Here is a 25,695-nt window from a genome sequence, read left to right as displayed (position 1 = left end):
ATGGGTGGGAGCGACGATTGTGGATGACCGCCACGACATCCCCCTCCGATACCTGATCAGCCTCGCTCCGGTGACCGGGGTAGACCGGATGCGGTGGCCCGGCGGTGACCGCGATGGCTAGGCAGACAACGGTTTTCGCGGACGCGCCCACGACAATCCTGGAGACTCCGGTGGCACGGTGTCGCTTCTACCGAAACGTCTGCGGGCATTGCGGGCCGGCCCGGATACGGAGGTAGCGCGGGTGGGCGAGCAGCGCGCAACGGAAGACACGACTAGACGATCTACAAACGCTTTCGAGAACCTGGACACCGCCGGAACGGGAGGAACCATGACCATTGCTGTCGCGATCCGCGTCACCGTGCTCACCAGCGCGTGGGTGCTCGGCACGGCAACCATCGCCGACGCCGAACCCGTACGCGCCGCGAACGACGAGATCGTATGCTTCTTCCACGCCATCGAGCCGTGGAAGACCGATCACGGGTCGATGGCCCCGATCAACTACGGGTTCAAGGTGCACTGCACCGGCCGGCCCGCGATGCGCAGCGTCACCACGAAGCTGTGGCGTTACGATGCTGCCGACGGGAAGTGGTACAAGCACGCCGAACGCATCGACACCAGCACCGACCCCGACATGCAAGCGTTGTACTCCGCGTCGTGCTCGTCGGCGGGAATTCTCTACGGGTTCCATACCCAGGTGGAGGTGACCGCGATCGCCGGTACGTGGGACGACGGCGGCGACAACAGCGCCACCATTTCCGCGATCTGCTGACACGAAAGGGAAGGGCACAGCCGATGGGCACACTGGACCATCCAGCGGTCAGCGTGGCGCTCGATGCCCTCGCGGCCGCTGACTCGAGCGTCGCCTCGATCAGTGTCATCGTCCGGGAGGAGATCGTCGCAGTCCTTGTCGACGGCGACCGGGGCCGCTATATCGTGTTCGTCCACCCCGACGGCGACCAGTGGGTGACGCGCGGAACGATGTTCGGCGTACCCCGTCCGGCCGGTCCTCGGCACGAGCACACCCCGGCCTGGGAGGCGCTGCAACGACTCGGCACCCGGTTCCGGTCGGCCACCGCCGACCAGTTCGGTGAGGGTTGGTTCGCGGTGATCGGCCGAGCCGCCCACGACGCGGTGTCCCTTTCGGTTACGTCCTCGTTCGAGGAATGCGTCGTGCCGATCGGCGCAGACGGTCTCGCGTTCGCGGTCATCCGCGCGACCGGCAGCGAGACACCACGGGTTACCGTGACCACCCGCGACGGGCGAGCGATCACGGTCGGGCCGCTCGCGGCCTGACCAAAGGTCACCCGACGCCCCGGGGCCGATCACCCCGGGGCGCACCGTGTCAGGAGGCTGCGGCGAATCCGGCGCGCAGGTCGGCGAGGATGTCGTCGATCCCCTCGATGCCGACCGCGAGCCGGACCAGACCGGGCGTGACGCCCGCGTTCAGCTGCTCTTCCGGCGTCAGCTGCGAGTGGGTGGTGGAGGCCGGGTGGATCACCAGCGAGCGCACGTCACCGATGTTGGCGACGTGACTGTGCAGCCGCAGCGCCTCGACGAACCGCTTGCCCGCGTCCACGCCGCCTGCCAGCTCGAAGCCGATCACTGCGCCGGTGCCCTTCGGCGCGAGGGCGCGGCCGCGCTCGTACCACGGGGAGGACGGCAGGCCCGCGTAGGACACCGAGGTGACTTCGGAACGTGTGGTGAGGAATTCGGCCACCGCCTGTGCGTTCTGCACGTGCCGCTCGATCCGCAGGCTCAGCGTCTCGAGACCCTGGCTGATCAGGAACGCGTTGAACGGCGAGACCGCCGCGCCGAGGTCGCGCAGCAGTTGCACGCGCGCCTTGAGCGCGTAGGCGGGCGCGCCGAGTTCGGCGTACACGACACCGTGGTAGCTCGGGTCGGGTTCGGTGAAGCCGGGGAACCGGCCACCGGTCCAGTCGAACTTGCCGCCGTCCACGATCACGCCCGCGATGGCCGCGCCGTGTCCGCCGAGGTACTTGGTGGCCGAGTGCACGACGATGTCGGCGCCGTGGGCCAGCGGCTGGATCAGGTACGGAGTGGCGACGGTGTTGTCCACGATCAGCGGGACGCCGTTGTCGTGAGCGATGCCCGCGATCCCCGGGATGTCGAGGATGTGATTCTGCGGGTTGGAGATCGTTTCGCCGTAGAGCGCCTTGGTATTCGGGCGGATGGCGGCCTTCCACTGCTCGAGGTCGTCGGGATCGTCGACGAAGGAGACCTCGATGCCGAGCTTGGGCAGCGAGTAGTGGAAGAGGTTGTAGGTGCCGCCGTAGAGCCGGGGACTGGACACGATGTGGTCGCCCGCTCCGGCGATGTTCAGGATCGCGAAGGTCTCCGCGGCCTGCCCGGAGGCCAGCAGCAGGGCGGCGACGCCGCCTTCCAGCGCGGCGATGCGCTGCTCCACCGCGTCCTGGGTGGGGTTCATGATCCGGGTGTAGATGTTGCCGGGCTCGGCCAGACCGAACAGCGCCGCCGCGTGCGCGGTGTCACGGAAGGTGTAGGAGGTGGTCTGGTAGATCGGCAGCGCGCGGGCGTTGGTCGTGCCGTCCGGAATCTGTCCGACGTGGATCTGCTTCGTCTCGAAGCTCCAGTTCTGGGACAGGTCGGGTTCGGTCATCGGGGAGGTCCTCCTTCTGATGGGTGGTCGATCGGGGTGGGGCGGCGGCTAATCGGTGATCAGGGTGGTGTCGACCGGAGTACGCCCGGTGGTGAGATCCAGCACAGGGCAGTGCGCGTCGACGGTCTGCTGGAGCTCGGCATAGCGCTGCTCGGTGTCGGGTCCACTGATGCGAACGGTCACCCGCACCGCGTGGAACCCGGCGCGGACGTTGTCATCCAAGCCGAAGAATCCGCGTACGTCGAGATCGCCTTCGGCGCTCACCGACAATTCATCGATCGTGATGCCGAGGCGCTGCGCCCAGAACCGGTAGGTCACCACTTGACAGGAGATGAGCGACGCCAGATACACCTCCACCGGATTGGGCGCGGTGTCCGCGCCGCCGAGCGCGGGCGGTTCGTCCACGCGCACGGTGTACTTGCCGAGGGTGATCGCGCTACCCACCGTCCCCTCCGGGGTTCCGGAGGCACGGAACACCACCAGCGCGTTCGCCGCGTCGTCCGCGACGGCCCTGGCCGTCGCGTCGGCGATGTCGTTGAGCGGGGTGCTCACATCAGTTGTCATGTCCACTGACGCTAGGAACCGCGGCGAGCGACGACGAGAGTTACATTCGGACTGAGTGCAATGATGGCGTTGTGCGACGCGGTCAGTCCGCGGTCTCGCTCTCCGGCTCCGGCGCGGTCGCCGCGTCGATCTGCTCGCCGACGTACCGCAGGACAACCGCGGCCATCGCGACCACGGGGACGGCCAGGAACGCGCCGACGATCCCGTACAGCGAGCCGCCCGCGGTGACCGCCAGCAGCACGATGACCGCGTGCAGCTGCATGCTGCGGCTCTGCAGCACCGGCTGCAGCACGTTGCCTTCCAGTTGCTGCACGGCGATGACGATGCCGAGCACGATCAGCGCGGTCACGAAACCGTTGCCCACCAACGCGACCAGCACCGCCAGCGCACCCGCGACGAACGCGCCGACCATCGGGACGAATCCGCCGAGGAAGGTGATCACCGCGAGGACCAGCGCCAGCGGCACTCCGAGGATGACCAGCCCGGCGCCGATACACACCGCGTCGACCAGGCTGACCAGCGCCTGCGTGCGGATGAACCCGCCGAGCACCACCCAGATCCGGCCGAGCACCTCCTCCAGGTGCTTGCCGCCGCGGCTGCCGGAAACGCCGTGCAACCAGGGCAGGAAACGCGGTCCGTCCTTGACGAAGAAGAACGCCAGCACCAGCACCAGGAACAGGGTGACCAGCACCGATGTAGCGGTGCTCACGCCGCTGAACACGCCGCTGGCGATCTGCTCCGAACTCGACTTGAGCCGGGAGACGATCGCGTCCACGGCCGAATCCAGTTGCTCGTCACGGATTCTCAGTGGCGGGCCTTGAAGCCAGTCGCGCACCTTTTCGACCCCCGCGCTCGACTTGTCGGCCAGTTCCGGCGCCTGATCCACGACCGACGGCACGATCAGCGCGATGATGCCGGCCAGCACGCCGACGAAACCGAGCACCGCGATCGAGGCGGCCGCAGCCGGCGGCAGGCCGCGGGCGGTGAGCCAGCGCACGGGCGGCCACAGCACGGTGGCGACGACGATCGCGAGCGCCACCGGCAGGATCACCACCCACAGCCGGGCGACCAACAATCCGAGCACCCACGCACCCGCCGCGATGGCGACGATGCACAGCGCCCACTTCGCCAGCCACACCAGGCCCGCACCGATGACGTCGCCGCGATCCCGCGGTGCGGGCCTGTCCGGTCCGTGGCTTTTGCTACGTTCGCTCACCGGCCCAGTCTGGCACGAGAGGAACCGATCGATCAGGGCTCGCGGCGGCCCACCGGAGCCGCACAGCCCGGAAGCGCGCTGTTTGACCCGGCCGCTGGGGGTCATCACCTGAGCAGGTCATCGGAAGGGTGGTTGCCGTGCGATGTGTGGTGTTCGGTGCGACCGGCTACATCGGCGGCCGCCTGGTGCCCGAGCTGCTGCGCGCCGGTCACACGGTACGGGTGCTGGCGCGCACACCGGGCAAGCTCGCCGATGCGCCCTGGCGCGATCGCGTCGAGGTGGTGGCCGGTGACGTGACCTTCGCCGCAGACGTGCGCGCCGCACTGGACGGACAGGACGTGCTGTATTACCTGATCCACTCGCTGACCCGGGCCGACTTCGCCACCGTGGACCGGGAGGCCGCCACGCTGATCGCGGCCGAGGCGGCGGGCGCAGGCCTGACCAGAATCGTTTACCTGGGCGGCATTGTCCCGGATGCGCAGCGGTTGTCGCGGCACCTGGCCTCCCGTGCCGAGGTGGGTGAGATCCTGCGGGCGGGCTCGGTGCCCGCCTTGGTGCTGCGGGCCGCGGTGATCATCGGTTCCGGCTCGGCCAGCTTCGAGATGCTGCGCTACCTGACCGAGCGTCTGCCGATAATGGTCACCCCGCGCTGGGTGCGCAACCGGATCCAGCCGATCGCGGTGCGCGACGTGCTGTATTACCTGACCGAGGCGGCGGCGCTGCCCGAAGGCGCCGGCGGCGCGTTCGACATCGGCGGTCCGGACGTGTTGACCTATCTGCAGATGATGCGCGGCTACGCCGAAGTGGCTCAGCTGCCGCGACGAGTGATCGTGCCGGTGCCGGTGCTGACACCGTGGTTGTCCGCGCAGTGGGTGAATCTGGTGACCCCGGTGCCCCGCGCGATCGCCGTGCCGTTGATGGAATCCCTGATCAACGAGGTGGTCTGTCACGACCGCGCGATCGCCGACCTCATCCCCGACCCGCCGGAAGGACTGACCGGTTACCGGCGGGCGGTGACGCTGGCGTTGCAGAAGGTTCGCGATCTGGACGTGCCGACCAGGTGGTCGGACGCCGATCCGCCGGGCGCGCCGTCGGATCCACTGCCCACCGACCCGGAGTGGTCGGGCGGTTCGCTCTACCGGGATGTGCGCGAACGGCACACCGACGCCGACCCGGCCACGCTGTGGCGGGTGATCGAGGCGATCGGGGGTGAACACGGCTGGTATTCGTTCCCGCTGGCCTGGTCGCTGCGCGGATGGATAGACCGGCTGGCGGGCGGCGCCGGTCTGGGCCGTGGCCGCCGCGACCCGCACCGGTTGCACGAGGGCGAGGCGCTGGATTGGTGGCGGGTGGAGCGGCTGGAGCGACCGCGGATGCTGCGTTTGCGCGCCGAGATGCGGGTGCCGGGCCGGGCGTGGCTCGAGCTCGCGGTCGAGCCGGACGGCCCGGGCGCCACCTATCACCAGTGCGCGTTGTTCGAACCGCACGGGCTTGCCGGGCACCTGTACTGGAAATCCATCGCGCCGTTCCACGCGGTCATCTTCGGCGGGATGGCGCGCAACATCACCGGCGCCGCGGAATCGTCCCGCCCGTGAGGACCCGCTATCCGGGAGCGGGGGAGTCCTCGAGCGCCAGCGCCGCGGCGATTACCGGCCAGGAGTGGTGCAGGTCCTGCTGCCAGTAACCCCAGGAGTGCGTGCCGAAGGGGCGGAAGTCGAAGGTGGCGGGGATGGCCAGTTCTCCCAACCGCTTGCTCAGGTCGTGCGCGCACTGGTTGATGACCGCCTCCAGAAATCCGCCGGTGACGAGCTGGCTGATCAGTTTCTCGCCGTTGCCGTCGATGCCCGGCCCGCCGGGGGTGTCGAGCGGTCCGGGCATGCCGGTGCCGGTGGAGACGTAGATGGCGGTGCCGCGCAGTTGGTCGGCATGCAGGTAAGGATCGCTGGCGGCCCATTGCGGGTCGGTGGGCGGTCCCCACATGTTGAGGGTGTTGCCGCGCCACCGGGTGACGACGGCGGTGACCATGGCCTGGCCTTGCGGGTCGCTGGTGCGGACGCACCCGCTGTAGGAGCCCAAGGCGCGGTAGAGCCCCGGTGCGGCCAGCGCGAGCTGGAATACCGAGGTGGCCGCCATGGAGATTCCGGCGATGGCGTTGGCCCTGTTGCCCGCGAAGGTGGCGTCGATCAGGGGCGGTAGTTCTCTGGTGAGAAATGTCGTCCAGCGTTGCCGTCCGAGCACCGGGTCGTCGACCCGCCAATCCGCGAAATAACTTCCCTCGCCGCCCATCGGCACGACGACGTTCACTTGTTTGTCGCGGAAGAAATCCTCGATATCGGTCTGCTTCGGCCAGTTGCTGCCTCCGGTGCCGCCGCTGGCTCCGTTGAGCAGATACAGCACGGGCGCCGGTCTCGAAATATCCGGCGCGCGGATTACTTTCACCGGGACCGTCGTGTTCATCGCGGCGGAATAGACCCGCACGTCGGTCAGGCGGCCGGTGTCCGGGCCTACTCCGAGCACCCGGGATCCGTCGGAGGGCGACAGCGCAGACGGATCCGTCTGCGCTGTCGCCACAGGCCAACTGGGCAACAGTGTCGTGGTGGCGAGCGCGAGCGCAACAGCGATCGAAGTGACGATCGCGCCCGGCCTACTTGTCTTCCGAGCCCGCACGCGTGACCTCCGAATTCAGTTCGTGCACTGTAATGCTGGCGAACGTAGGGCGCGATCACGCTGTCCGGCAAGCACTAGCGGGCATTCTTGGGAAACTCGACGAGGCGCCGGAGCCGCCCTCTGGTGGTGGTCACAAGATTCGGCGGCGACCATGGTAGTCCGATGATTTTTGTCGTTGACTTTCAAGGGGGTCACTCGAGGATTTTCCTCGCTCGCACGAATCGAGAACACCTGTGGTCAATTTCGGTTTCATCGACGAATGGCATCCCACGGCGGGAAAGCTCACCATTTGGCGGGCGGCGCCGGAATCGCTCGTCGCGGCGCGCCACGCCCCGGTGCATCCGGCGCCACCGTCCCATCAGCAGGAGGAGTATCTGCGCACCACGCACCGCAATGCGAACGCGGGCTTGCGCGTTTCGCGAGTGTGCATGATCGCGTTCACGATTCCCGGTGCGCCGGACCACGCCACGATGACTCGCACGGTCGAGGCCTTCGTGCGCAGGCACGACACGTTCTGGAGCTGGTTCGCCATCACCGCGGCGGATCGGGTGCAGCGCCGTGTGCTCGACCCGGGCGACATCCGGATGGTGCCCACCGAGCACGGCGTCTACGCCGACAGCGATGCCATCCGGGCGCACGTCCTCGCCGAGACGCCCGGTCCGCTGGACTGGGACTGCTTCGGTTTCGGGATCATCGAACACGCGGAGTCGTTCACGATGTACGCGGCGGTGGATCACTTGCATACCGATGGCGTGGCACAGGCGCTGTCGTGTGTGGACCTGTTGACGCTCTACGGCAGCCAATTGTCCGGCGGCAGCCCAGCTCTCGCGCCGGTGACCGGTCATATCGCCTACTGTGAGCGGGAACGCCGCCTCAGTGCCGAGCTGACCGCCGAGTCACCGCGGATCGCGGCCTGGCTGGAATTGTTGCGGCGCAACGGCGGCGACGTCCCCGGCTTCCCGGTGGACCTGTGGGTCGACGACGATGAGCACGTCCGCGGTGCGCAGGTGACCACCGTCCTGATCGATGAACCGGGTGCGCTGCGTTTCGAGGAGGTCTGCCGGGCGCATGACGGCCGGTTCACCGGCGGGCTGTTCGCCGCGGCCGCGCTCGCGGAGATCGAACTGGCGGGCGGCGACTGGTATTTCGGCCTCACACCGGTGAACACACGCCGCACCGAGGGGGAGGTCGCCTCGGTCGGGTGGTACACGAATCTGATCCCGGTTGCGTTTCCCGTGGACGCCGATCAGTCGTTCACACACGTGGTCGCCGCGGCCCAGGCTGCCTACGATCAGGGCAAGGATCTGACCGACGTCTCCCTGCACCGCGCGCTGCAACTCGCGCCGCCCGGACTCGGGATCCGCACCCGGCCCGGGTGGTCCGCCCGCATGCTGTCCTACCTGGACATCCGCAAGATGGCGGGTGTCGAGATGTTCGACAAGATCGACGGCGGCATGTTCGCCAACCGCGGCAGTTCGCGCGAGGTCTACATCTGGGTCAACCGGTTCAACGATGTCACCACGCTCAGTCTGCTGTTCCCCGATACCCCGCAGGCGCACGAGGTGATCGGTCGCTACGTCACCGCCATGCGGACGATCGTCGCCGACGTCGTGGCGAACGGCGACCGCGCGGTGCGGGTCGGCGCTCTTCCATGAGCACGGGGACGCGCATCGTCACCGGCCCGGTACCGGTGGTCGCCGGTTCGGCGGCGTGGGCAGCGCTGGGCGCCTGCCTGCTCGCGGTGTTCATGCAGATGCTGGACATGACGATCGTGAACACCGCTCTGCCCGGCATCGCGCGGGATCTGGCGGCGCCCGGTTCGGTCCAGGTGTTCGTGGTGGCCGGCTACAGCCTGGCTTTCGCGGGCACGCTGATGACCGCCGCGCGCATCGGGGAGTCGATCGGGCGGCGGCGCGTCTTCCTCGGCGCCATGGCGGGGTTCACCGCCGCCTCGGTGTGGTGCGGCCTGGCGCACCTGCCGGGCGAGCTGATCGCGGCGCGTGCCGTGCAGGGCCTGTTGGCGGCCGCGATGTCCGCGCAGGTGATCGCCATTATCAGCGCGGTGTTCCCGAAGGCCGAGCAGCCGTTGGCCTTCGGGCTCTACGGCGCGGCCGCAGGCCTCGCGGCGATCGCGGGCCCCCTGCTCGGCGGGGCGGTCATCGCCTCCGATCCGTTCGGTCTCGGCTGGCGCGCCATCTTCCTGCTGAACGTGCCGCCGTGTGTGCTCGGCTTGCTGCTGGCGCACCGGCATCTGCACGTGGGCAGGCCCGCGACCAGGGAACGGCTGGATGTCGTCGGCGCACTACTGGTGACCTGTGGGCTGGTGGCCCTGCTGTATCCACTCGCCGCCGGACGCGAACAGCGATGGCCGCCCTCGCTGTTCGGTCTGCTCGGCGCCGGGCTCGCGCTGCTCGCGGTGTTCGTCTGGCATCAGCGCAGGCGGCTGCGGTCCGGCGAGAGCCCGCTGTTGCGGCTCGACCTCTTCGCGGACCGCGGTTTCGCGGTCGGCTCCGTGCTGACGCTGCTGTTCTTCGGAATCTTCACCGCGTTCTTGTTCACCGTGTCGGTGACGGTGCAATCGGGGCTGGGGTTCACCGCCCTGCGGACCGGAATCCTGGTGCTGCCCTTCGCGATCGGCGGGGCGTGCGGCGCGCTGGCCTCACCGATTCTGGTGACGCGGCTGGGCAGCCGTGGGCTGACCCTCGGTGTGCTGCTGTTCGCGGCCGCCATCGCCGTCGTCGCGCTCACCGTCCACCCCGCCGACGCGTCGATCGATCTGCGGCGGCTCGCGGGCCCGGTGTTCGCCGCCGGAGCCGGGATGGGACTGTTCGCCGCGCCGCTGCCCGCGGCGATGATGACGGGCGTCGCCGAGCGGGCGACCGGCTCGGCGTCCGGAACGGTGCCGACCGTGCAGCAGATCGGCAGCTCGCTGGGGGTGGCGGCGCTCGGCGCGCTGTTCTTCCACCGGGTCGATGCCGACACCGACCTGGGCGTAGGGCACGCGAAAGCGGTTCTGGCCGCGTCGCTGACGGATACTCCGACGACGACCGCACAGCGTGACCGGGTAGTCACCTCGTTCTCCGATTGCGCCGACTCGGCCTTGCGTTCGCCGACTCCGCGGCTCGACGCGCACACCTGTCCGGGCGCGGGGGCGGATCTGGCCGGACAGATCGCCGCCGCGCACACCTTTCTCGCCGCCTGCGTCACCGTGCTGTGGGTGGTCGCGGGGACCGCGCTCGCGCTCGTCGTGCTCAGTCTGGCGCTGCCGCCGCGGAACGGGGAGTCGGGGTGACGGCGCCCGGCCAGGTGGGGGAGCACGGCGACCGCGAACAACACGACGGGCCACGGTCCGGGAAAGGACGCTCCCACATGAGCTCATCGGCATCCGGCGTCGTCCTCTACGACCGCACGTGGTCGCACGGCGAGCTACTCGACCGCAAGCGGCAGCGCAGTGTCTCGGTGGTCATCCCCGCCCTGAACGAGGAAGACACCGTGGCGGGCGTGGTCGCCTCGATCGGCGACCTGGTCGGCACGCTGGTCGACGAGTTGATCGTGCTCGACTCCGGTTCCACCGACCGGACCGCCGCCCGGGCGCGAGCGGCGGGCGCGACCGTCTATTCCCGCGAGCAGGCGCTACCCGCCGTGCCGCCGTGCCCGGGCAAGGGCGAGGTGCTCTGGCGGTCCCTGGCGGTGGCCTCGGGCGACTTCATCGTGTTCGTCGACGCCGATCTCGTCGCTCCCGACCCGCGGTTCGTGCCGTCGCTGCTCGCGCCGCTGCTGTCCGACGACGAACTGCGGTTGGTGAAGGGGTTCTATCGCCGCCCGCACGGTGACGCGCCGGACGGCGGAGGACGCGTCACCCAGCTGGTGGCCCGGCCGCTGCTCACCGCGCTCGCGCCGGAGCTCGCCGAGTTGCGCGAGCCACTCGGCGGCGAGTACGCGGCCACCCGGGAACTGCTGCGGGCGTTGCCGTTCGCGCCCGGCTACGGCGTCGAGATCGGTCTGCTGATCGACGCCTGGCGCAGGCACGGCGCAGGCGCCATCGGGCAGGTCGACCTCGGCACCCGCGTGCACCGCAATCGCCCGCTGCACGAGCTGGCCGAGATGAGCAGGCAGGTGATCGCGACGCTGCTCGGCAGGCTCGACATCTCCGACTCGGGAGCGGCGCTGACGCAGTACCTCCCGCACGGCTCGAGCTGGCGTATGGTCCCCGGCGCGGTGCCCGCGGCCGACCGGCCGCCGATGGCCACGCTGACCGCGACAGGTATTCGATGACGCGGTGAACGCCCCGCATCCTCCCGGTGGTGGACTTACGCTGATCCCGGTGGCGATTTCGGAGTGACGACGGCTGGGAGTCTCGGTGGGCGCGGCATTGGTCAAAGGTCAGAACGGGGCATTGGAGGTAGCGCGCGTGCTGGTGTCGGTGCGTACCGCGGCCGCGGTCGACGTGTCGGCGCTGCTGGTGACCGAAGCGGGGCGGGTGCGATCGGACGCGGATTTCGTGTTCTTCAATCAGCCGAGCGCACCGGGCGTGTCGCTGGGGCAGGGAACACCTGGCGCGCTATCGGTTTCGCTGAGCGACCTGCCTGTGGACATCGCGCAGGTACGCGCGGTGCTCACTCTCGACGATCCGGCGCAGACCTTCGGCGGGGTCGCGCCTCTGGTGGCCACGGTCGCCGACGCGGCGGGAAACATGCTCTACGAGTACCGCATCGAGGGCTTGGGCAGTGAATCCGTAGTGATCGCGCTCGAACTGTACCGCCGCCAGGGCGGATGGAAGGTTCGAGCGGTCGGGCAAGGTTATGCGGGCGGATTCGCCGCGCTGGTCACCGATCACGGCGTGAGCGTGGACGAGGAGCCGGTGGTGGAGGCCCCGTCCGCGAATCGGGCCGCGCCGGACCCGTCGGCCGGGCTCACCCCGGCGACGGACGTGTTCACCGTGCCCGGCGAGGCGAAGCTCTCCTTCGAGAAGCGCGCTAAGCTGGACCTGCGCAAGCGGGAGGTCGCGAAAGTCCTCATCGACAAGAACGCTTTCGGCATCCGCGCGCGCGTCGTTCTGGTCGTCGACAAGACCGGCAGCATGAACCGGCAGTATCGCGACCAGGTGGTGCATCGCGTCGTGCAGCGGATGATTCCGGTGGCCACCCAGCTCGACGACGACGGCACCCTGGAGGCGTACCTCTACGCCCGCTCCTTCGCCAAGCTGCCCGACATCACGGTCGAGCACGGTGACGAGTGGGCACGAACTTATCTGCACCTCACCGGCATCCACGGCGGTATCGACTACGACGCGCTCGGCGCCCGCAACGAGGAGCTGCCGATCATGCGCGACATCATCGACTCGTTGTGCCCCGGCGGCCGCCCCACCCTCGTGCTGTTCTTCACCGACGGCGGCTTCGCCAAGAAGCGCGAGATCGCCGCGCTCATGCGGGAGGCCTCGCTGCTGCCCGCGTTCTGGCAGTTCGTCGGCCTCGGGCGCGCCAACTACGGTCTGCTGCGCACCCTGGACGAATTGTCCGACCGAGCGGTCGACAACGCGGGGTTCTTCGCCCTCGACGACATCGATCAGGTCGACGACGCGCAGCTGTACACCCGCTTGCTCGGCGAGTTCCCGGACTGGCTGCGCGCCGCGCGAAACGCGAACATCCTGCGCTGAAAGCGCGTGGGCATCATCGCCGCGACGAGCCCGCGGCTTCCCTGCCCGCGAAGCATCGACCACCTGTAATAGCAATAAGCTATTTCAGGTGGTGATCGCCGCGCTGTGGCTCAGCCGATGACGGCGTTCATGATGGTGCCCGCGCTGGTGGCGATCACCCCGCCGATCATGGCTCCCGCCACCATCTTCGGCGACTCGAGCCCGCCGCCGGTCCACTTCTCCCAGGCGAAGCGTCCACCGGCGTAGATGATGCCGCAGATGCCCGACAGGAGTACGAACCACGTCAGGTAGCGGACCAGTTGGAGGAACTTGTCGGAGATCGGCGGCGCTTCTGGGGTGGGATTGCCGATCTGCGCCAAGGTGTCGAAAGCGGCGGCCATGATCATCGTCGTTCGCTCATTCTGGATTCGGGACAGGGGCAAGTGAATCGCTGAGAAGATCGTATCCGTTCGCTCGCCGCGATGCAGTCAGGTCGATGCAGCGCAGGGAAGTTCGTGTTTCCCGCGCCCTCACCCGGGTAGCCGAACTCGTGTCCGGCCGCGGAGGATCCGCACCGTGCGCACACCGCGGCGGGCCGCATGCCCGTATCCTGGGCATGGCCGAATTCATCGGTGGTCGAACAGTTTTCGTATAGCGGCTGGTCGACGCAGGGTTGCATTCGAGCGTAGAGGGAGTAGACGGTGAGCATCATTCTGGCGTCGGTCGGCGATTCGTTCACGACGTTGGCGCAGATCGGCAATCCGACCCCGGAGGCTCCGCCCCTGGCGGACAAGCTCTTACAGTTCGTGCGGTATCTGACCTGGTTCGCGCTCGCGTCAGGCATCGTCAGCATCATCTACGCGGGCGGCAGATTCGCCTGGGAGAAGTGGAGCGGCGGCGGATTGCAGTCGCCGAAGATGATCGCGGGGGCGATGCTCGGCGGGATTGTCGCCACCAGCGCGGGCACCATCATGAACACCGTTCTGGAGTTCTGACCGCAGGCGGTCGCGGCGATCCTGCGGCACGCCTTCGCCGGTGAGGACGAGCGTGCCGCGAAGGGATCGCCGCCGGTCGCACTCGCTCGGGGGACTCCCGCCGAACTCGGCCTCCCTCCTGTGATTGCCTCGCTGACCTGCGTTTTTCGCTGCGGAGTGCGGTTATACTCCGGTGCGGATCTCGCGGTGCCCGATAGGATCGGAGGCGGAGCAGGATCATGGACGACCAGACCGAGGGCGAACTCACGGTGTCGCGGCGCACGGCGCTGGGCATCGCGGCGACATCGATGGCCGCGTTCGGATTGGCGGCATGCGGCGACGCCGAGCGCAGGAATCCCGCCCCCCGTGACGCCGCCACGATCGCCAAGGACGCCTACGAATTCGGCTACCCGCTGGTGCTGATGGACGTCACCCGGATGGCGGCGGAAGCGTCCACGCCGGTCAACCGGTTCGAGCACGCGTCGTCGTTGCCCACCCCGGCGCAGCGCGAGGTGGTGCGGCTGGACCGGGACACCTTGCGGTCGACCGCGTGGCTCGATGTGGCGAACGAGCCGATGGTGCTGAGCGTCCCCGCGATGGACAGGGGCCGATTCTGGTTGGCGCAGGTGCTGGACGCCTGGACGAACAACGTGCACAACCCCAGCGGTCGCCGTCCACAGGCGCGGTCGGCGTTGCCGCCGTACACCTACGTGGTGACCGGCCCGGGCTGGTCGGGTGACCTGCCCGCTGGGCTGACCCCGTTGCCGATGCCGACGCCGACGGTGTGGCTGATCGTGCGGATCCAGGTCGACGGCGAGAGCGATCTGCCCGCTGTGCACTCCCTGCAGCAGCGGTTGCGGCTGGCTCCGTTGAGCGCGTGGGTGGCGGGCACCGAGCCGCCGGCCGCCCCACCCCGGGAGGGCATTGCGCAGCCGCCGCCGGAATGGGTCGACGAGATGGACCCGAAGGTGTTCTTCGATCGGATGTGCGCATTGCTGGCGGTCGATCCGCCCGCGCGTGCGGACGAGCCCGCCATGCGGCGCTTCGAGACGATCGGCATCCGGCCCGGAGGCGCGGTCGAAGGCCTCTCGGACATCGAACTCGCCGCCGCGGTGGATACCGCCCAGCAGCAAATCCCGGTTTATCTGGGTGCGCGGACGGTCAACGAGAACGGCTGGCTCATCGACCCCGACGTCGGCCGGTACGGCACCAACTACCTGCTGCGCGCCGCCATCGCCAGGGTGGCTCTCGGCGCAAGTACGCCCGAGAACGCCTTCTATCCGACGCTGTTCGCCTCGACCGGCACCGGCGATGGCGGCACGGGCCGATTCCGGCTGCACTTTGCGCCGGGCCAGCTACCGCCCGTCGACGACTTCTGGTCGCTGACCGCCTACGACGCCGACAGCTACCTGGTGCCCAACCCCGCGGAGATCTACGCGGTGGGCCATCCGGAGCCGGTAATGCTCAACCCCGATGGGTCCACCGACATCGCGTTGCAGTCCACCGACCCCGGCCCTGCTGTTCCGGCCGGGAACTGGCTGCCCATCCCCGAATCCGGTCAATTCTCGTTGACCCTGCGGATGTACGCGCCGAGGGACGAGGCCATCCACGGGCGCTGGCGTCCGCCGCCGCTGGTGCCGGTGCTGTGACCCGCCCTCCGCTCCGCCGCGCGTTCCCGGCCGCTCGCCGGTGCTCGGCGCGCTGCGGCGCGCGCGAGGACCGTCCAGGGCGCTGACCAGCAATTTTCCCTCCAGAGGTGGTTATACTCCGGAACGGACCCGGCGCGGCGACCGATCGGATCGGAGACGAACAGGATCATGGACGACCGGACCTACCGCGAATCCGCGCTGTCGCGGCGCACCGTGCTGGGGATGGCGGCGTCGGTGGCCGCGCTCGGCGTGGCGTCGTGCGGCGGATCGGACGAGGACGACTCGGCCCACCCCACGGCGACCAGTGAGGCCGGAACGATCGCCAAGGACGCCTATGTGTTCGGCTTTCCGCTGGTGCTGATGGATGTCGCCCGGAGGGCGGCGGAGGCGGCCACGCCCGTCAACCGGTTCGAGCACGCGACCTCGTTGCCGACCCACGCGCAACGGAACGTGGCGCGGCCGGACCCGGACACGCTGCACTCGACCGCGTGGCTCGATGTGACGAACGAGCCGATGGTGCTGAGCGTCCCCGCGATGGAAGGGGGCCGGTTCTGGCTGGCGCAGGTGCTGGACGCCTGGACGAACAACGTGCACAACCCGAGCAGTATCCGGCCGCAGGCGCGCTCGGCGTCCGCGCCGTTCACCTACGTGGTGACCGGCCCGGGCTGGTCGGGTGCACTGCCCGAAGGTCTCACGCCCTTGCCGATGCCCACACCGACGGTGTGGCTGATCGTGCGGATCCAGGTCGACGGCGAGAAAGACCTCGCTGTCGTGCGCTCGGTGCAGGAGAGGTTGCGGCTGGTTCCGTTGAGTGCGTGGACGGCGGGCGCCGAGTCGCCCGCGAGTGGGCCGCCCAGCGGGCGATCGGAGACGTCACGCCCGGTCGATCAGGTCATGGGAATGGACGCGCGCGATTTCTTCGATCGGATGTGCGCGGTGCTGGCGGTCGATCCGCCCGCTCCCGCGGACGAGCCCGCCATGCGCCGATTCGCGGCGATCGGCATCCGGCCGGGCGGCGCGGTCGAAGGCATCTCCGAAAACGCACTGACCGCCGCGGCTGACACCGTGAAGCGGCAGCTCCCGGTGACGCTGGGAACGAATACGGTCAACGACAACGGCTGGGTCTCCGATCTCGGGGCGGGCCGGTACGGCACCGACTATCTGCTGCGAGCGGTCACCGCGTTCGGCGCGCTCGGCATCCCGCTGCCCGAGGACGCGCACTACCTCTTCACGGCGGTCCCCGCCGGCTCCGGTCCTTTCCGGCTGCACTTCGCCTCGGGCGAGCTGCCGCCGGTGGACGCGTTCTGGTCGCTAGCCGTCTACGATGCCGCGGATTACCTGGCGTCCAATCCGGCCGGGATCTACTCGATCGGTCACCATGTACCTGTCGTGCTCAACCCGGACGGCTCCCTCGACCTCACGCTCCAGCACGATGATCCGGGTTCCGGCGTCCCCGCGGGCAACTGGCTGCCCATCCCGGATTCGGACCCGTTCTCGGCGACCCTGGCGTTGTTCGCACCGAAAGTGGCTGTCCTGCAGCGGCGTTGGCAGCCGCCGCCGCTGATTACGCTCTGAAGAGCCGGTCTGCGCGTCCGTCCCGGGTAGGCGTTGCCGCTGCTCGTCGGCGATGCCGGGCCGAGGGCGCGCGGATAAAAGTAAACTGGTTTTACTAAACACTGTTCACAAAGCCTGGTTCTGTGGTTGCATCTCCCTTGACCGTGTTTCCCGCATCGTTGTCAGGTCTGCGCCCAGACCGCCGTAGGAGTTAGCCGTGACCGTGACCACGCCCTCGATCCCGACGGGATTCGACTTCACCGACCCCGACCTGCTGGCCACCCGCCTGCCCATCGAGGAGTTCGCCGAACTGCGCCGCACCGCCCCCGTGTGGTGGTGCGCGCAGCCCGATCGGGCCAGCGGGTTCGACGACGGTGGCTACTGGGTCGTCTCCAAGCTCGCGCACATCAAGGAGATCTCGAAGAACCCCGAGGTGTTCTCCTCGCACGAGAACACCGCCATCATCCGGTTCAATGAGGAGACCACGCGCGAGCAGATCGACATGCTCGGCGACATGCTGCTGCTCAACCTCGACCCGCCCAAGCACACCAAGACCCGCCGCATCATCTCCAAGGGCTTCACCCCGCGCGCGGTGGAGAGCCTGCGCGCCGCGCTGACCGAACGTGCCGCGCGGATCGTGCACGAGGCGAAGAAGTCCGGCAGCGGCGACTTCGTCGAACAGGTCGCCTGTGAACTGCCGTTGCAGGCCATCGCCGAGCTGCTCGGCATCCCGCAGGAGGACCGGAAGAAGATCTTCGACTGGTCCAACCAGATGATCTCCTACGACGACCCGGAGTTCGAGGGCGACCACCACGCCGCCACCGCCGAGGTGATGGGCTATGCCTGGAACATGGCCGAGCAGCGGCGCGCCTGCCCGGCCGAGGACATTGTCACCCAGCTGGTCAACGCCGACATCGACGGCGAGCACCTCGGCTCCGACGAGTTCGCGTTCTTCGTCATCCTGCTGTCGGTCGCGGGCAACGAGACCACGCGCAATTCGATCACCCACGGCATGAAGGCGTTCGTGGACCACCCCGAGCAGTGGGAGATCTACCGGCAGCAGCGTCCGCGCACCGCGCCCGACGAGATCGTCCGGTGGGCTACGCCGGTCACCGCGTTCCAGCGCACCGCGACCCAGGACACCGTGCTCGGCGGCCAGGAGATCAAGAAGGGGCAGCGGCTCGGATTGTTCTACAGCTCGGCCAATTTCGACGAGGAAGCCTTCGCGGATCCGTTCACCTTCGACGTGTTGCGCGATCCCAACCCGCACGTTGGTTTCGGCGGCACCGGCACGCACTACTGCGTCGGCGCGAATCTGGCCAGGCTGCAAATCGATCTGATGTTCAACGCCATCGCCGATGTGATGCCCAACCTGCGGCAGGTCGCCGAGCCGGTGCGGTTGCGGTCGGGCTGGCTGAACGGAATCAAGCGCTGGGAAGTCGAATACGCTTGAATCGATCGGTGCAACAGTCCAAACCACGGGGTCGCGCGCCGGTGGTGACCGACATCGACATCCGGCGGGTGGCCAGCGCGCTGCTGGTCGAACGCGGGCCCGATGCGGTCACCCTGCGCGCCATCGCGCGCGAACTCGGTGTCACCGCGCCCGCGCTGTACCGGTACTACAACTCGCTGGAAGACCTGCTGGAGCGACTGCGGCTGGACTTCTGCGCCGACCTGGCGGCAGAGCTGACCGCCGAGATCGCCACCCTGCCCGACGACGGCGTTGTGCAGTTCTTCGCCATCTGCCGTGGCTTCCGGCGCTGGGCGCTGACGCATACCAGGGAGTTCACCCTGGTGTTCGCCTCGCCCGGCGCCGGGCAGGCCCGCGCGTTGCGCCGCTTCGACGAGCCCTTCGGCCGAGTCTTCCTTGCCACGGCGGGCAGGCTGCTGGCCACCTACGACATCGTCACGCCGTCCACCGACGTCATCCCGCCGGAGCTGCGCGAGGATCTGGTGCACTTCCAGACCGAACTGCTGGCCGCACTGTCGGAGTCGGGCCAGAAATTCCCCGCCGAGAAACTGGATCTCGGGGTGACGTATCTGATGATCCAGATCTGGGCGCGGCTCTACGGGCACGTCACACTCGAAGTGTTCGGGAATTACCCGATCCCGCTGGACAATCCCGAGATCCTGTTCGACGCGATGCTCGCCGATCTGGGCCGCACGGCGGGCTTGCTCGCCGAGTGAGACCGGGCTAGATGCGGGCGCCTTTGGCCCGGTTGCACGCGCGGCACAGGATCTGGAGGTTCGCCGCGCTGGTCGCGCCGCCGCGGCTGAGCGGGATGATGTGGTCGAACTCCAGGTAGTGCCCGTCGCCGCATTCGACGCACCGGCCGCCGTCGCGCTGCCATACCTGCGCCTTCACCTCCTGCGAGATGCTGCGGGTATCGCGCTGGCCGGGAGTGAGGACGAGACGTTTGGCCACGCGCAGCGCGCCTTCCAGCGCGGCCGAGACGTAGTCGGGATCGTCGACGGCGAACGTCGCGCCGCCGCGTGCCGAGGTGGCCGCGATCACCACCGCGCCTTGTTCCGTGTGCACGGAAACCACCCGTGACCAGAGCATCTCGATGCCGGTGTCGGCGCCGACGAAACGCAGCTTCTTGTTGCTGCCGATCAGCCTGCCCTCGGTGAGCTTCGGGCCGCGCGCGAGCTGGCGTACGTGCGTCGCGGGTAGGTCGAGGTGCACCTTCTCCTCCGGGTCCAGGTGCAGCCCGGGCGTGCGCACCACCGGCAGGTCGCCGGTGCGCAACCGATAGAGGGTGTTGCCGCGATGCATCCGTCTGCGCAGGTCATCGATCAGCGGTCCGCCGAGGCCGAGCTCGCTGACCGCCTGCTCGAACAGCTCCAGCTCCGCGTCCCTGACCTCACCGTCGGCGAAGGCGAAGGTGACCAGCCGCTCCACATAGCTGAGCGCCGCGTCGCGCAGCGCCGCGCGTCCGGCTTCGGCGTCGATCCGCTGATACCGCAACGACGCCCACAGCGCCGCCCACTCGGGGCCACGCGGACCGTGTCCGGTGAGCACTCGCCAGGCCCGGCTGTGCCAATGGATGAGGTATTCCTCGATCTCCTGGGCACACCTCTGGCACGGTGCGAACCCGCCGAAGAACTTGCGGCGCAGCGGGCTTGCGCAGCGAACGCAGTGGCGGTCGCCCGGCGGAGGGGGCAGATAGCGGTCCTCGGTCCATCCCGCGCCGTCCCACCAGCGCATACGCTGCGCGTTCTCCGGATCCGGGTGCCAGTCGGCGCGTTCGGGATCCGGGGGTGGTGGGGGAGGTGCGCTTTCCGGGGTGTAGCGGTTGAGGTCGACCGGACGGTGGGTGTGCGGGAGGGGAGCGGTGTCCGCGCGGCCGAGTACTTCGGTGCGTGGCCATGCGGGTGTGCCGGGGCGTGGCGCTTCGGGGCCTTCGGCTCGCCCGGGTGGGTTCGCGGCCCGGTGGTCATGCTCGCGGACGCGTTGCACCGGAGCATGTCCGGCGGCGACGTTCGGTGCGTCCGTTCGCTCGGCCGCGGCGGATTCGCCGTTCCTGCGCGATTGGCCGGAGGAGATCGACCCATGCGGGACGTGCCGGGTCTGGGCGAAGTCGTGGCGATCGACCCGTTCGGCCGAGCCGAGGCCGGAGTCGGCGGCGGCCTGAAGTCGTTCTCGAGCCGGTGCCGCCGTGGCTGATCGGCGCACCTGGAACGGGTTGGTGGGATGGGTGGTGCGGGCGGGCGCCGACGGGTCGTCGACCTGCACGCCGAACTCGCCGACCAACCCGGCCAGCCCGCTGGACCAGCCCTGGCCGATCGCGCGGAACCGCCACTGCCCGTCGCGGCGGTAGAACTCGCCGAACATCAGCGCCGAGACCGCGGCCGCGTCATCGATCTCGAACGCCGCGACCACCCCGTCGACCGAGTGCACGGCGACGGTCAGCTCCCGGATGTCGCCGAAGGTGCTTCCCTCCACCGATCCGGAGACGACGATGCGCTCGACGTCCGCTTCGGTGCGCGGCAGCGAGACGCTCAGCCGCGCGGTGCCCGGCGCGGGTTCCTGATCGAGCGTGACCGCCTGGGAGACGTGCCGCGGCGCGTTGTAGAACACCAGATCCCGATCCGAGCGGACGGTGCCGTTCGCGTCCAGCAGCAAGGCGTGCGCGTCCACCGCGTGCTCCGATCGCCATGAAACAACCACGGCTAGAAGGGATGTCGGTACCGCTGCGTTCGCGCCCTTGCTGAGTTTCATTGTGCTCGAACTATGCCACGCCCCTCCGACACGCCGAACGCGCGAGGGGAGGTCCTTCGGCGGGGCGTGCGGCACAGTGTTCCCCATGACGAACCCGAAACGCCCGGGTCGTAAGCCGCCGACCCCGAAGCTGCCCAGCGGACGCGTGCCCGGCCCCGCCGACGTCCTCGCCGCCGCCCAGGCGGCGGTCGAAGCCGCGCAGACGGCCGCGGGCCAGGCGCTGGAAGCCGCCCAGCTCACCGCGACCTCGGCGTTCGACACGGCGGTGCGGCTGCCGCCCGCGTCCGCGCAGTTGGCCGCGCAACTGCCCGGCCTCATCGAGAGCCTCTCGACCGCGATCGAGCGGCTCAACTCCACCATCGATCGGCTCGACCGCACCCTGGCCCTGGCCGATCCGGCCTTCGCGGCCTACGACCGGCTGCTGCCCCGGCTGGAGGCGATGATCTCGCTCGGTGAGGATGTGCTCGGGCGTCTGGCGAAATTGCCCGGCATCGCCTTGCTCGGCAAGCTGGCCGGCCTGGGCGCAGCCGAACCACAAGCCGCCGAGGAGCCCACCCGGCGAAAGCCGACGAAGCGGCGCAAATAGTCGAGAAGTGCGCCCCGCGTTCAGCGGTGCGCGTGGTCGGCCGCCGCGCGCAACGTGGCGGCCGCCTTGAGCAGGACCTCGTGGTACTCGTCGGCCGGGTCGGAGTCGAGCACGATGGCGCCGCCCGCCCCGATCCGCCAGCGCCCGCCGTAGCGCACGGCCGTGCGGATCACGATGTTGAGGTCCGCGGTGCCACCGAGCCCGAGGAAACCGATCGTGCCCGAATAGACCCCGCGCGCTTCGGTTTCCAGCGCGTCGATGATCTCCATGGTGCGCAGCTTCGGCGCGCCGGTCATCGAGCCGCCGGGAAAACAGGCGCGCAGGCAATCGACCACGCCGACCTCCGGGCGCAGCCTGCCGCGCACCGTCGAGACCAGTTGGTGCACGGTCGCGTACTGCTCGGTGGCCATCAGCTTCGGGACATAAACACTGCCGATCTCGCAGACCCGGCCCAGATCGTTGCGCAGCAGATCGACGATCATGAGATTCTCCGCCCTGGTCTTCGGGCTGTCGGCCAGCTCGCGGCGCAGGCGCTCGTCCTGCTCGGGTGTCGCGCCGCGCGGCGCGGTCCCCTTGATCGGCTTGCTCTCCACGATGCGGCGCCGGTCGACCTTCAAGAAGCGCTCCGGCGACGAGCAGGCGATGTCGAGGTCGTCGAAGCGCAGGTAGGCGGCGTACGGGGCGGGGTTGCACCGGCGCAGCGTGCGGTAGAGATCGAGGCCGTCGGCCGCGGAGGCGGGGATCGTGGCGCTGTCGGTCAGGTTGATCTCGTAGGACTCCCCGGCGTGCAGCCGCTCCTGGCAGACCGCGATGTCGGCGAGATAGCGCTCCCGGCCGCGGGTGAGCAGTGGCTCGACGGCGTCATCGTCCGGCGGCACCTCCAGCGGCGGCGGATTGGTCCAGGTCAGGAGGGTGTTCAGGGTTTCGCGGGTGTCGCGCAGCCAGTCGGCGGCGGATCGGGCGGTCTCCACGTCGTCGCTCAGCGCCAGCAGGTGCGTGCGCCCGCCGACGTGGTCGACCACCACCATCCGGTCGGCGAAGATCCACTGGGCGTCCGGGGTCGGGGCGCGGTGAACCGCGTTCCCGCCGCAGTCGGCTTTCACCTCGTAACCGAGATAACCGACGTAGCCGCCGACGAAATCGAAGGGCAGATCGGGCAATTCGAGTCGACGCGTGCGCATCTCGGCGGCCAGGAAATCGAGGATGCCGCCGGGTGCGGTGCGCCGATGCCCGTCGGAGGACTCGACGGTCACCTCGCCGTCGCCCACGCGATAGCGCAGCACCTCGGCCAGCGGACCGCTCGCGTCGCCCAGGAAGGAGAACCGGTCGGCGCCGGGCTCAACATGCTCGCTGTCCAGCCAGAACGCCGTCGAAGAGTTGCCGTACAACTGCACGAACGCGAGCTCGGTATCGATCGGCCGTTCGAGCACGGCCCGCTGGAGCCGGTAGGTCCGCGGCACGGAGCGGATCGGACCGGTGCGCCCAGCGGATGACGCGCGATCGAGTTCGACGGCCGCGGCGGGGAACTGCTCGGCCGCGAGCGGCACGGGCGAGGCCGTGTCGGGAAGGGGGGGCCGTGCCGGGACCGGCTCCGCCACGCGATCACGCGCCGGGGCGATCGACGGGTTCCCCACCGCGGCGCCACGCCTGCTTCGATGCGCGGCGGTGAGCTTCGCGAAGTTGCGCAGCAGCGCCGCGCCGAACTCGCTCGCGATCGATTCCGGATGGAACTGCACGCCCCACTGCGGTCGCGCGCGGTGCCGCACACCCATCACGACGCCGTCACCGGACAGCGCGGTGACCTCCAGATCGTCCGGCAGCGGTCGCAGCGCGCACAAAGAGTGATAGCGCACCGCGGTGAAGCCCTGCGGAATCCCGGCGAACAGGTCGCGGTCGTCGTGCTCGATGCGGTCGAGATACCCGTGCCTGGCGGCGGGCGCCTCGGCGACAACGCCGCCCGCCGCCACCACGATGCCCTGGTGGCCCAGGCACACCCCGAGCAACGGCAGGTCGCTCTCGCCGATCACCGCGGCGGAGATTCCCATGTCGCGTGCCACGTCCGGCCGTCCCGGTCCGGGCGAGACCACCACATTGTCGAAGCGGCCCAGATCGAGTTCGGCGACCGTGCGCGCCTCGTCGTTGCGCACGACCGCCGGCTCGACGCCGTTCACCTCGCTGATCAGCTGGTACAGGTTGTAGGTGAACGAGTCGTAGTTGTCGATCAACAGCGTGTGCATGGTTCTGGAAACCCTACGCCGCACCGGTCGGAGCTAACTGTTGTCGTCTGCCTTCAGTTCGGGTCGGCGGGTGGTGCACAATGTGGGACATGTCTGTTGCGCAACCGGTCGATGTGGATCCCGCGGTCGTCGACTTCGCCGTCGTCGGAAAGTGGATGGATGAGCAGGGTCTGTCCGGGGGTGAGTTCGAGGATGTGATCGCGCTCGGCGGCGGAACGCAGAACATCATGCTCCGCTTCACGCGTGGCGGCCGCACCTACGTGCTGCGCCGTGGCCCGAAGCATCTGCGCGCCAAGAGCAACGACGTGATCCGGCGCGAGGCCCGGCTGCTGGGCGCGCTGGGCAGCACCGAGGTCCGCGCTCCCCGGGTGATCGCGGCCTGTGCCGACGAGTCGGTGCTCGGCGCGGTCTTCTACCTGATGGAGCCGATCCACGGTTTCAATCCACAGAACGAACTGCCCGAGTTGCACGCGGGCGATCCGGAAGTTCGCAGGCAGATGGGCCTGTCCGCGGTCGAAGCCATCGCACGGCTCGGTGCGCTGGACTACCAGGCGCTCGGCTTGACCGACTACGGCAAGCCGGAGGGCTTCCTGGAGCGCCAGGTGCCGCGCTGGCTCGGTGAGCTGGAGTCGTATTCGGCCAACGAGGGCTACCCCGGTCCGGACATTCCCGGCGTGGCGGCGGTGGGTGAGTGGCTGGATCGCAATCGCCCCGCTCAGTGGACCCCCGGCATCCTGCACGGTGACTGCCACCTGGCGAACATGATGTTCGAGTTCGACGGCCCGCAGGTGGCGGCGATGGTCGACTGGGAGATGTCCACCATCGGCGACCCGCTGCTGGACCTGGGCTGGCAGATCGCCACCCGCCCGGAGCCCGGCACCACCGGCGCGGCGCTGGTGGGCAAGCTCGGCGCGGTCGGCGGTCTGCCTACGGCCGAGGAGATGATCGCGCACTACGGGCAGTTCTCCGATCGCGACCTGAGTGCGATGCCCTGGTACACCGTGCTGGCCTGCTTCAAGCTCGGCATCGTCCTGGAGGGCACCCACGCCCGCGCCTTCGCGGGCAAGGCCCCCAAGCAGGTCGGTGACTTCCTGCACGCGATCACGCTGGAACTCTTCGAGCGGGCGCAGCGGCTGATGGAATGACTGTCGGGATGTGCCCGATAGTTGACCGGATATCGGTGGAAGGCGCTGTCCGGCCGCGCCTAGGTTGAGCGCATGCCGATCGTTCCCGATGTCAAGGACTGGACCTGGGTGTTGAGCCGCCCCTGTCCCGAGTGCGGTTTCGACGCCGCCGCGACCGCCTATGAAGCCGTGCCCGCGCTGATCAGGGAGACGGCCGTCCGCTTCGCCGCGGTGCTCGACCGGCCCGGCGTGCGCGTGCGGCCGGACGAATCCACCTGGTCGGCGTTGGAATACGGCGCCCATGTGCGCGACGTGTGCCGCATGTCGGGCACTCGCCTCGGCCTGATGCTGGCCGATGACCCCGAGGGGGAGCCGCCGCGCTTCCCGAACTGGGATCAGGACGCGGCCGCGGTCACCGACCGCTACAACGAGCAGGATCCGGCCATGGTGGCCGAGGAGTTGGCCGAGGCCGCCGAGCGGGCGGCGCGGTCTTTCGAATCGGTGCCGCCCGAGCGGCGGGGTCTGCGCGGTGCCCGCAGTGACGGGGCGGAGTTCACGGTGGCGTCGTTCGCCCGCTACATCCTGCACGATCTGTTGCACCACGTGCACGACGTTCGTGGGTGAACGCA

Annotated in this window: 22 protein-coding genes; 15 read left to right on the top strand and 7 right to left on the bottom strand. The window is 69.1% G+C overall.

The features are described 5' to 3' along the window. Window positions 1-328: 328 nt before the first annotated feature. A complete protein-coding gene (locus NA8_RS04745) occupies window positions 329-769 on the top strand; it encodes a hypothetical protein (RefSeq protein WP_063049120.1) in 441 nt (146 codons plus the stop codon). 23 nt (window positions 770-792) lie between these two features. Beyond that, a complete protein-coding gene (locus NA8_RS04740; RefSeq protein WP_063049119.1) occupies window positions 793-1,293 on the top strand; it encodes a hypothetical protein in 501 nt (166 codons plus the stop codon). A gap of 49 nt (window positions 1,294-1,342) precedes the next feature. On the opposite strand, the gene NA8_RS04735 is transcribed toward NA8_RS04740, so the two are convergent. The 3 genes from NA8_RS04735 to NA8_RS04725 form a co-directional block, all read right to left on the bottom strand. Then, window positions 1,343-2,638, bottom strand: a complete 1,296-nt coding sequence (locus NA8_RS04735; protein WP_063049118.1) for a bifunctional o-acetylhomoserine/o-acetylserine sulfhydrylase — start codon at window positions 2,636-2,638, stop codon at window positions 1,343-1,345. Between the two features lie 48 nt (window positions 2,639-2,686). Then, window positions 2,687-3,202 (bottom strand): OsmC family protein, encoded by a 516-nt coding sequence (locus tag NA8_RS04730; RefSeq protein WP_063049117.1) that lies wholly within the window; start codon window positions 3,200-3,202, stop codon window positions 2,687-2,689. 82 nt (window positions 3,203-3,284) lie between these two features. Next, window positions 3,285-4,418, bottom strand: a complete 1,134-nt coding sequence (locus NA8_RS04725) for an AI-2E family transporter (RefSeq protein ID WP_063049116.1) — start codon at window positions 4,416-4,418, stop codon at window positions 3,285-3,287. A gap of 137 nt (window positions 4,419-4,555) precedes the next feature. On the opposite strand from NA8_RS04725, the gene NA8_RS04720 reads away from it, so the two are divergent. Continuing rightward, window positions 4,556-6,013, top strand: coding sequence for an SDR family oxidoreductase (locus tag NA8_RS04720; RefSeq protein WP_063049115.1), 1,458 nt, complete (start codon window positions 4,556-4,558; stop codon window positions 6,011-6,013). A 7-nt stretch (window positions 6,014-6,020) separates the two neighbouring features. Here the strand turns inward: NA8_RS04720 and NA8_RS04715 are convergent, their stop codons facing one another. Continuing rightward, window positions 6,021-7,085 (bottom strand): alpha/beta hydrolase, encoded by a 1,065-nt coding sequence (locus NA8_RS04715; protein WP_439957361.1) that lies wholly within the window; start codon window positions 7,083-7,085, stop codon window positions 6,021-6,023. A gap of 233 nt (window positions 7,086-7,318) precedes the next feature. Between NA8_RS04715 and NA8_RS04710 the strand changes: the two genes are divergently transcribed. From NA8_RS04710 to NA8_RS04695, 4 genes are all read left to right on the top strand, one after another. Continuing rightward, complete coding sequence (locus tag NA8_RS04710) at window positions 7,319-8,740, top strand: condensation domain-containing protein (RefSeq protein ID WP_063049114.1); 1,422 nt, start codon at window positions 7,319-7,321, stop codon at window positions 8,738-8,740. Further along, on the top strand, window positions 8,737-10,377 hold the full coding sequence (locus NA8_RS04705; RefSeq protein ID WP_063049113.1) for an MFS transporter: 1,641 nt from the start codon (window positions 8,737-8,739) through the stop codon (window positions 10,375-10,377). Before NA8_RS04710 ends, NA8_RS04705 begins: the two co-directional genes overlap by 4 nt. A gap of 77 nt (window positions 10,378-10,454) precedes the next feature. Further along, complete coding sequence (locus NA8_RS04700) at window positions 10,455-11,360, top strand: glucosyl-3-phosphoglycerate synthase (protein ID WP_063049112.1); 906 nt, start codon at window positions 10,455-10,457, stop codon at window positions 11,358-11,360. Between the two features lie 85 nt (window positions 11,361-11,445). Beyond that, entirely contained in the window at window positions 11,446-12,741 is a 1,296-nt protein-coding gene (locus NA8_RS04695; protein WP_063049111.1) for a vWA domain-containing protein, read from the top strand. 110 nt (window positions 12,742-12,851) lie between these two features. Here NA8_RS04695 and NA8_RS04690 read toward each other — a convergent pair whose 3' ends face one another. After that, window positions 12,852-13,127, bottom strand: a complete 276-nt coding sequence (locus tag NA8_RS04690) for a hypothetical protein (RefSeq protein ID WP_040865712.1) — start codon at window positions 13,125-13,127, stop codon at window positions 12,852-12,854. Window positions 13,128-13,421: 294 nt separating this feature from the next. Here NA8_RS04690 and NA8_RS04685 point away from each other — a divergent pair, with 294 nt between their 5' ends. The 5 genes from NA8_RS04685 (at window position 13,422) to NA8_RS04665 (ending at window position 19,084) form a co-directional block, all read left to right on the top strand. Next, complete coding sequence (locus NA8_RS04685) at window positions 13,422-13,715, top strand: hypothetical protein (protein ID WP_063049110.1); 294 nt, start codon at window positions 13,422-13,424, stop codon at window positions 13,713-13,715. 218 nt (window positions 13,716-13,933) lie between these two features. Beyond that, window positions 13,934-15,343 carry a DUF1254 domain-containing protein gene (locus NA8_RS04680; protein WP_063049109.1) on the top strand — a complete coding sequence of 470 codons (1,410 nt, stop codon included), beginning with the start codon at window positions 13,934-13,936 and terminating at the stop codon, window positions 15,341-15,343. A gap of 168 nt (window positions 15,344-15,511) precedes the next feature. After that, window positions 15,512-16,918 (top strand): DUF1254 domain-containing protein, encoded by a 1,407-nt coding sequence (locus NA8_RS04675; protein ID WP_063049108.1) that lies wholly within the window; start codon window positions 15,512-15,514, stop codon window positions 16,916-16,918. Window positions 16,919-17,120: 202 nt separating this feature from the next. Then, a complete protein-coding gene (locus NA8_RS04670; protein ID WP_063049248.1) occupies window positions 17,121-18,350 on the top strand; it encodes a cytochrome P450 in 1,230 nt (409 codons plus the stop codon). A gap of 8 nt (window positions 18,351-18,358) precedes the next feature. Next, the gene (locus tag NA8_RS04665) at window positions 18,359-19,084 is read left to right on the top strand and encodes a TetR/AcrR family transcriptional regulator (protein WP_063049107.1); all 726 of its coding nucleotides are present in this window, start codon (window positions 18,359-18,361) and stop codon (window positions 19,082-19,084) included. Window positions 19,085-19,091: 7 nt separating this feature from the next. On the opposite strand, the gene NA8_RS04660 is transcribed toward NA8_RS04665, so the two are convergent. Continuing rightward, window positions 19,092-21,119 carry a TerD family protein gene (locus NA8_RS04660; RefSeq protein ID WP_063049106.1) on the bottom strand — a complete coding sequence of 676 codons (2,028 nt, stop codon included), beginning with the start codon at window positions 21,117-21,119 and terminating at the stop codon, window positions 19,092-19,094. Window positions 21,120-21,204: 85 nt separating this feature from the next. On the opposite strand from NA8_RS04660, the gene NA8_RS04655 reads away from it, so the two are divergent. Continuing rightward, a complete protein-coding gene (locus NA8_RS04655) occupies window positions 21,205-21,705 on the top strand; it encodes a hypothetical protein (protein ID WP_174550041.1) in 501 nt (166 codons plus the stop codon). 20 nt (window positions 21,706-21,725) lie between these two features. Here the strand turns inward: NA8_RS04655 and pabB are convergent, their stop codons facing one another. Further along, on the bottom strand, window positions 21,726-23,942 hold the full coding sequence (gene pabB / locus NA8_RS04650; protein ID WP_063049105.1) for an aminodeoxychorismate synthase component I: 2,217 nt from the start codon (window positions 23,940-23,942) through the stop codon (window positions 21,726-21,728). Between the two features lie 89 nt (window positions 23,943-24,031). On the opposite strand from pabB, the gene NA8_RS04645 reads away from it, so the two are divergent. Then, a complete protein-coding gene (locus NA8_RS04645) occupies window positions 24,032-25,087 on the top strand; it encodes a phosphotransferase family protein (protein WP_063049246.1) in 1,056 nt (351 codons plus the stop codon). A 72-nt stretch (window positions 25,088-25,159) separates the two neighbouring features. Continuing rightward, on the top strand, window positions 25,160-25,690 hold the full coding sequence (locus NA8_RS04640; RefSeq protein ID WP_063049104.1) for a DinB family protein: 531 nt from the start codon (window positions 25,160-25,162) through the stop codon (window positions 25,688-25,690). Window positions 25,691-25,695 lie beyond the last annotated feature (5 nt).

This window comes from Nocardia arthritidis NBRC 100137 (assembly GCF_001612765.1).
GTDB lineage: Bacteria > Actinomycetota > Actinomycetes > Mycobacteriales > Mycobacteriaceae > Nocardia > Nocardia arthritidis.
Note: the sequence above shows the minus strand (reverse complement) of the source record. Positions and strands in the feature narration are given on the sequence as shown.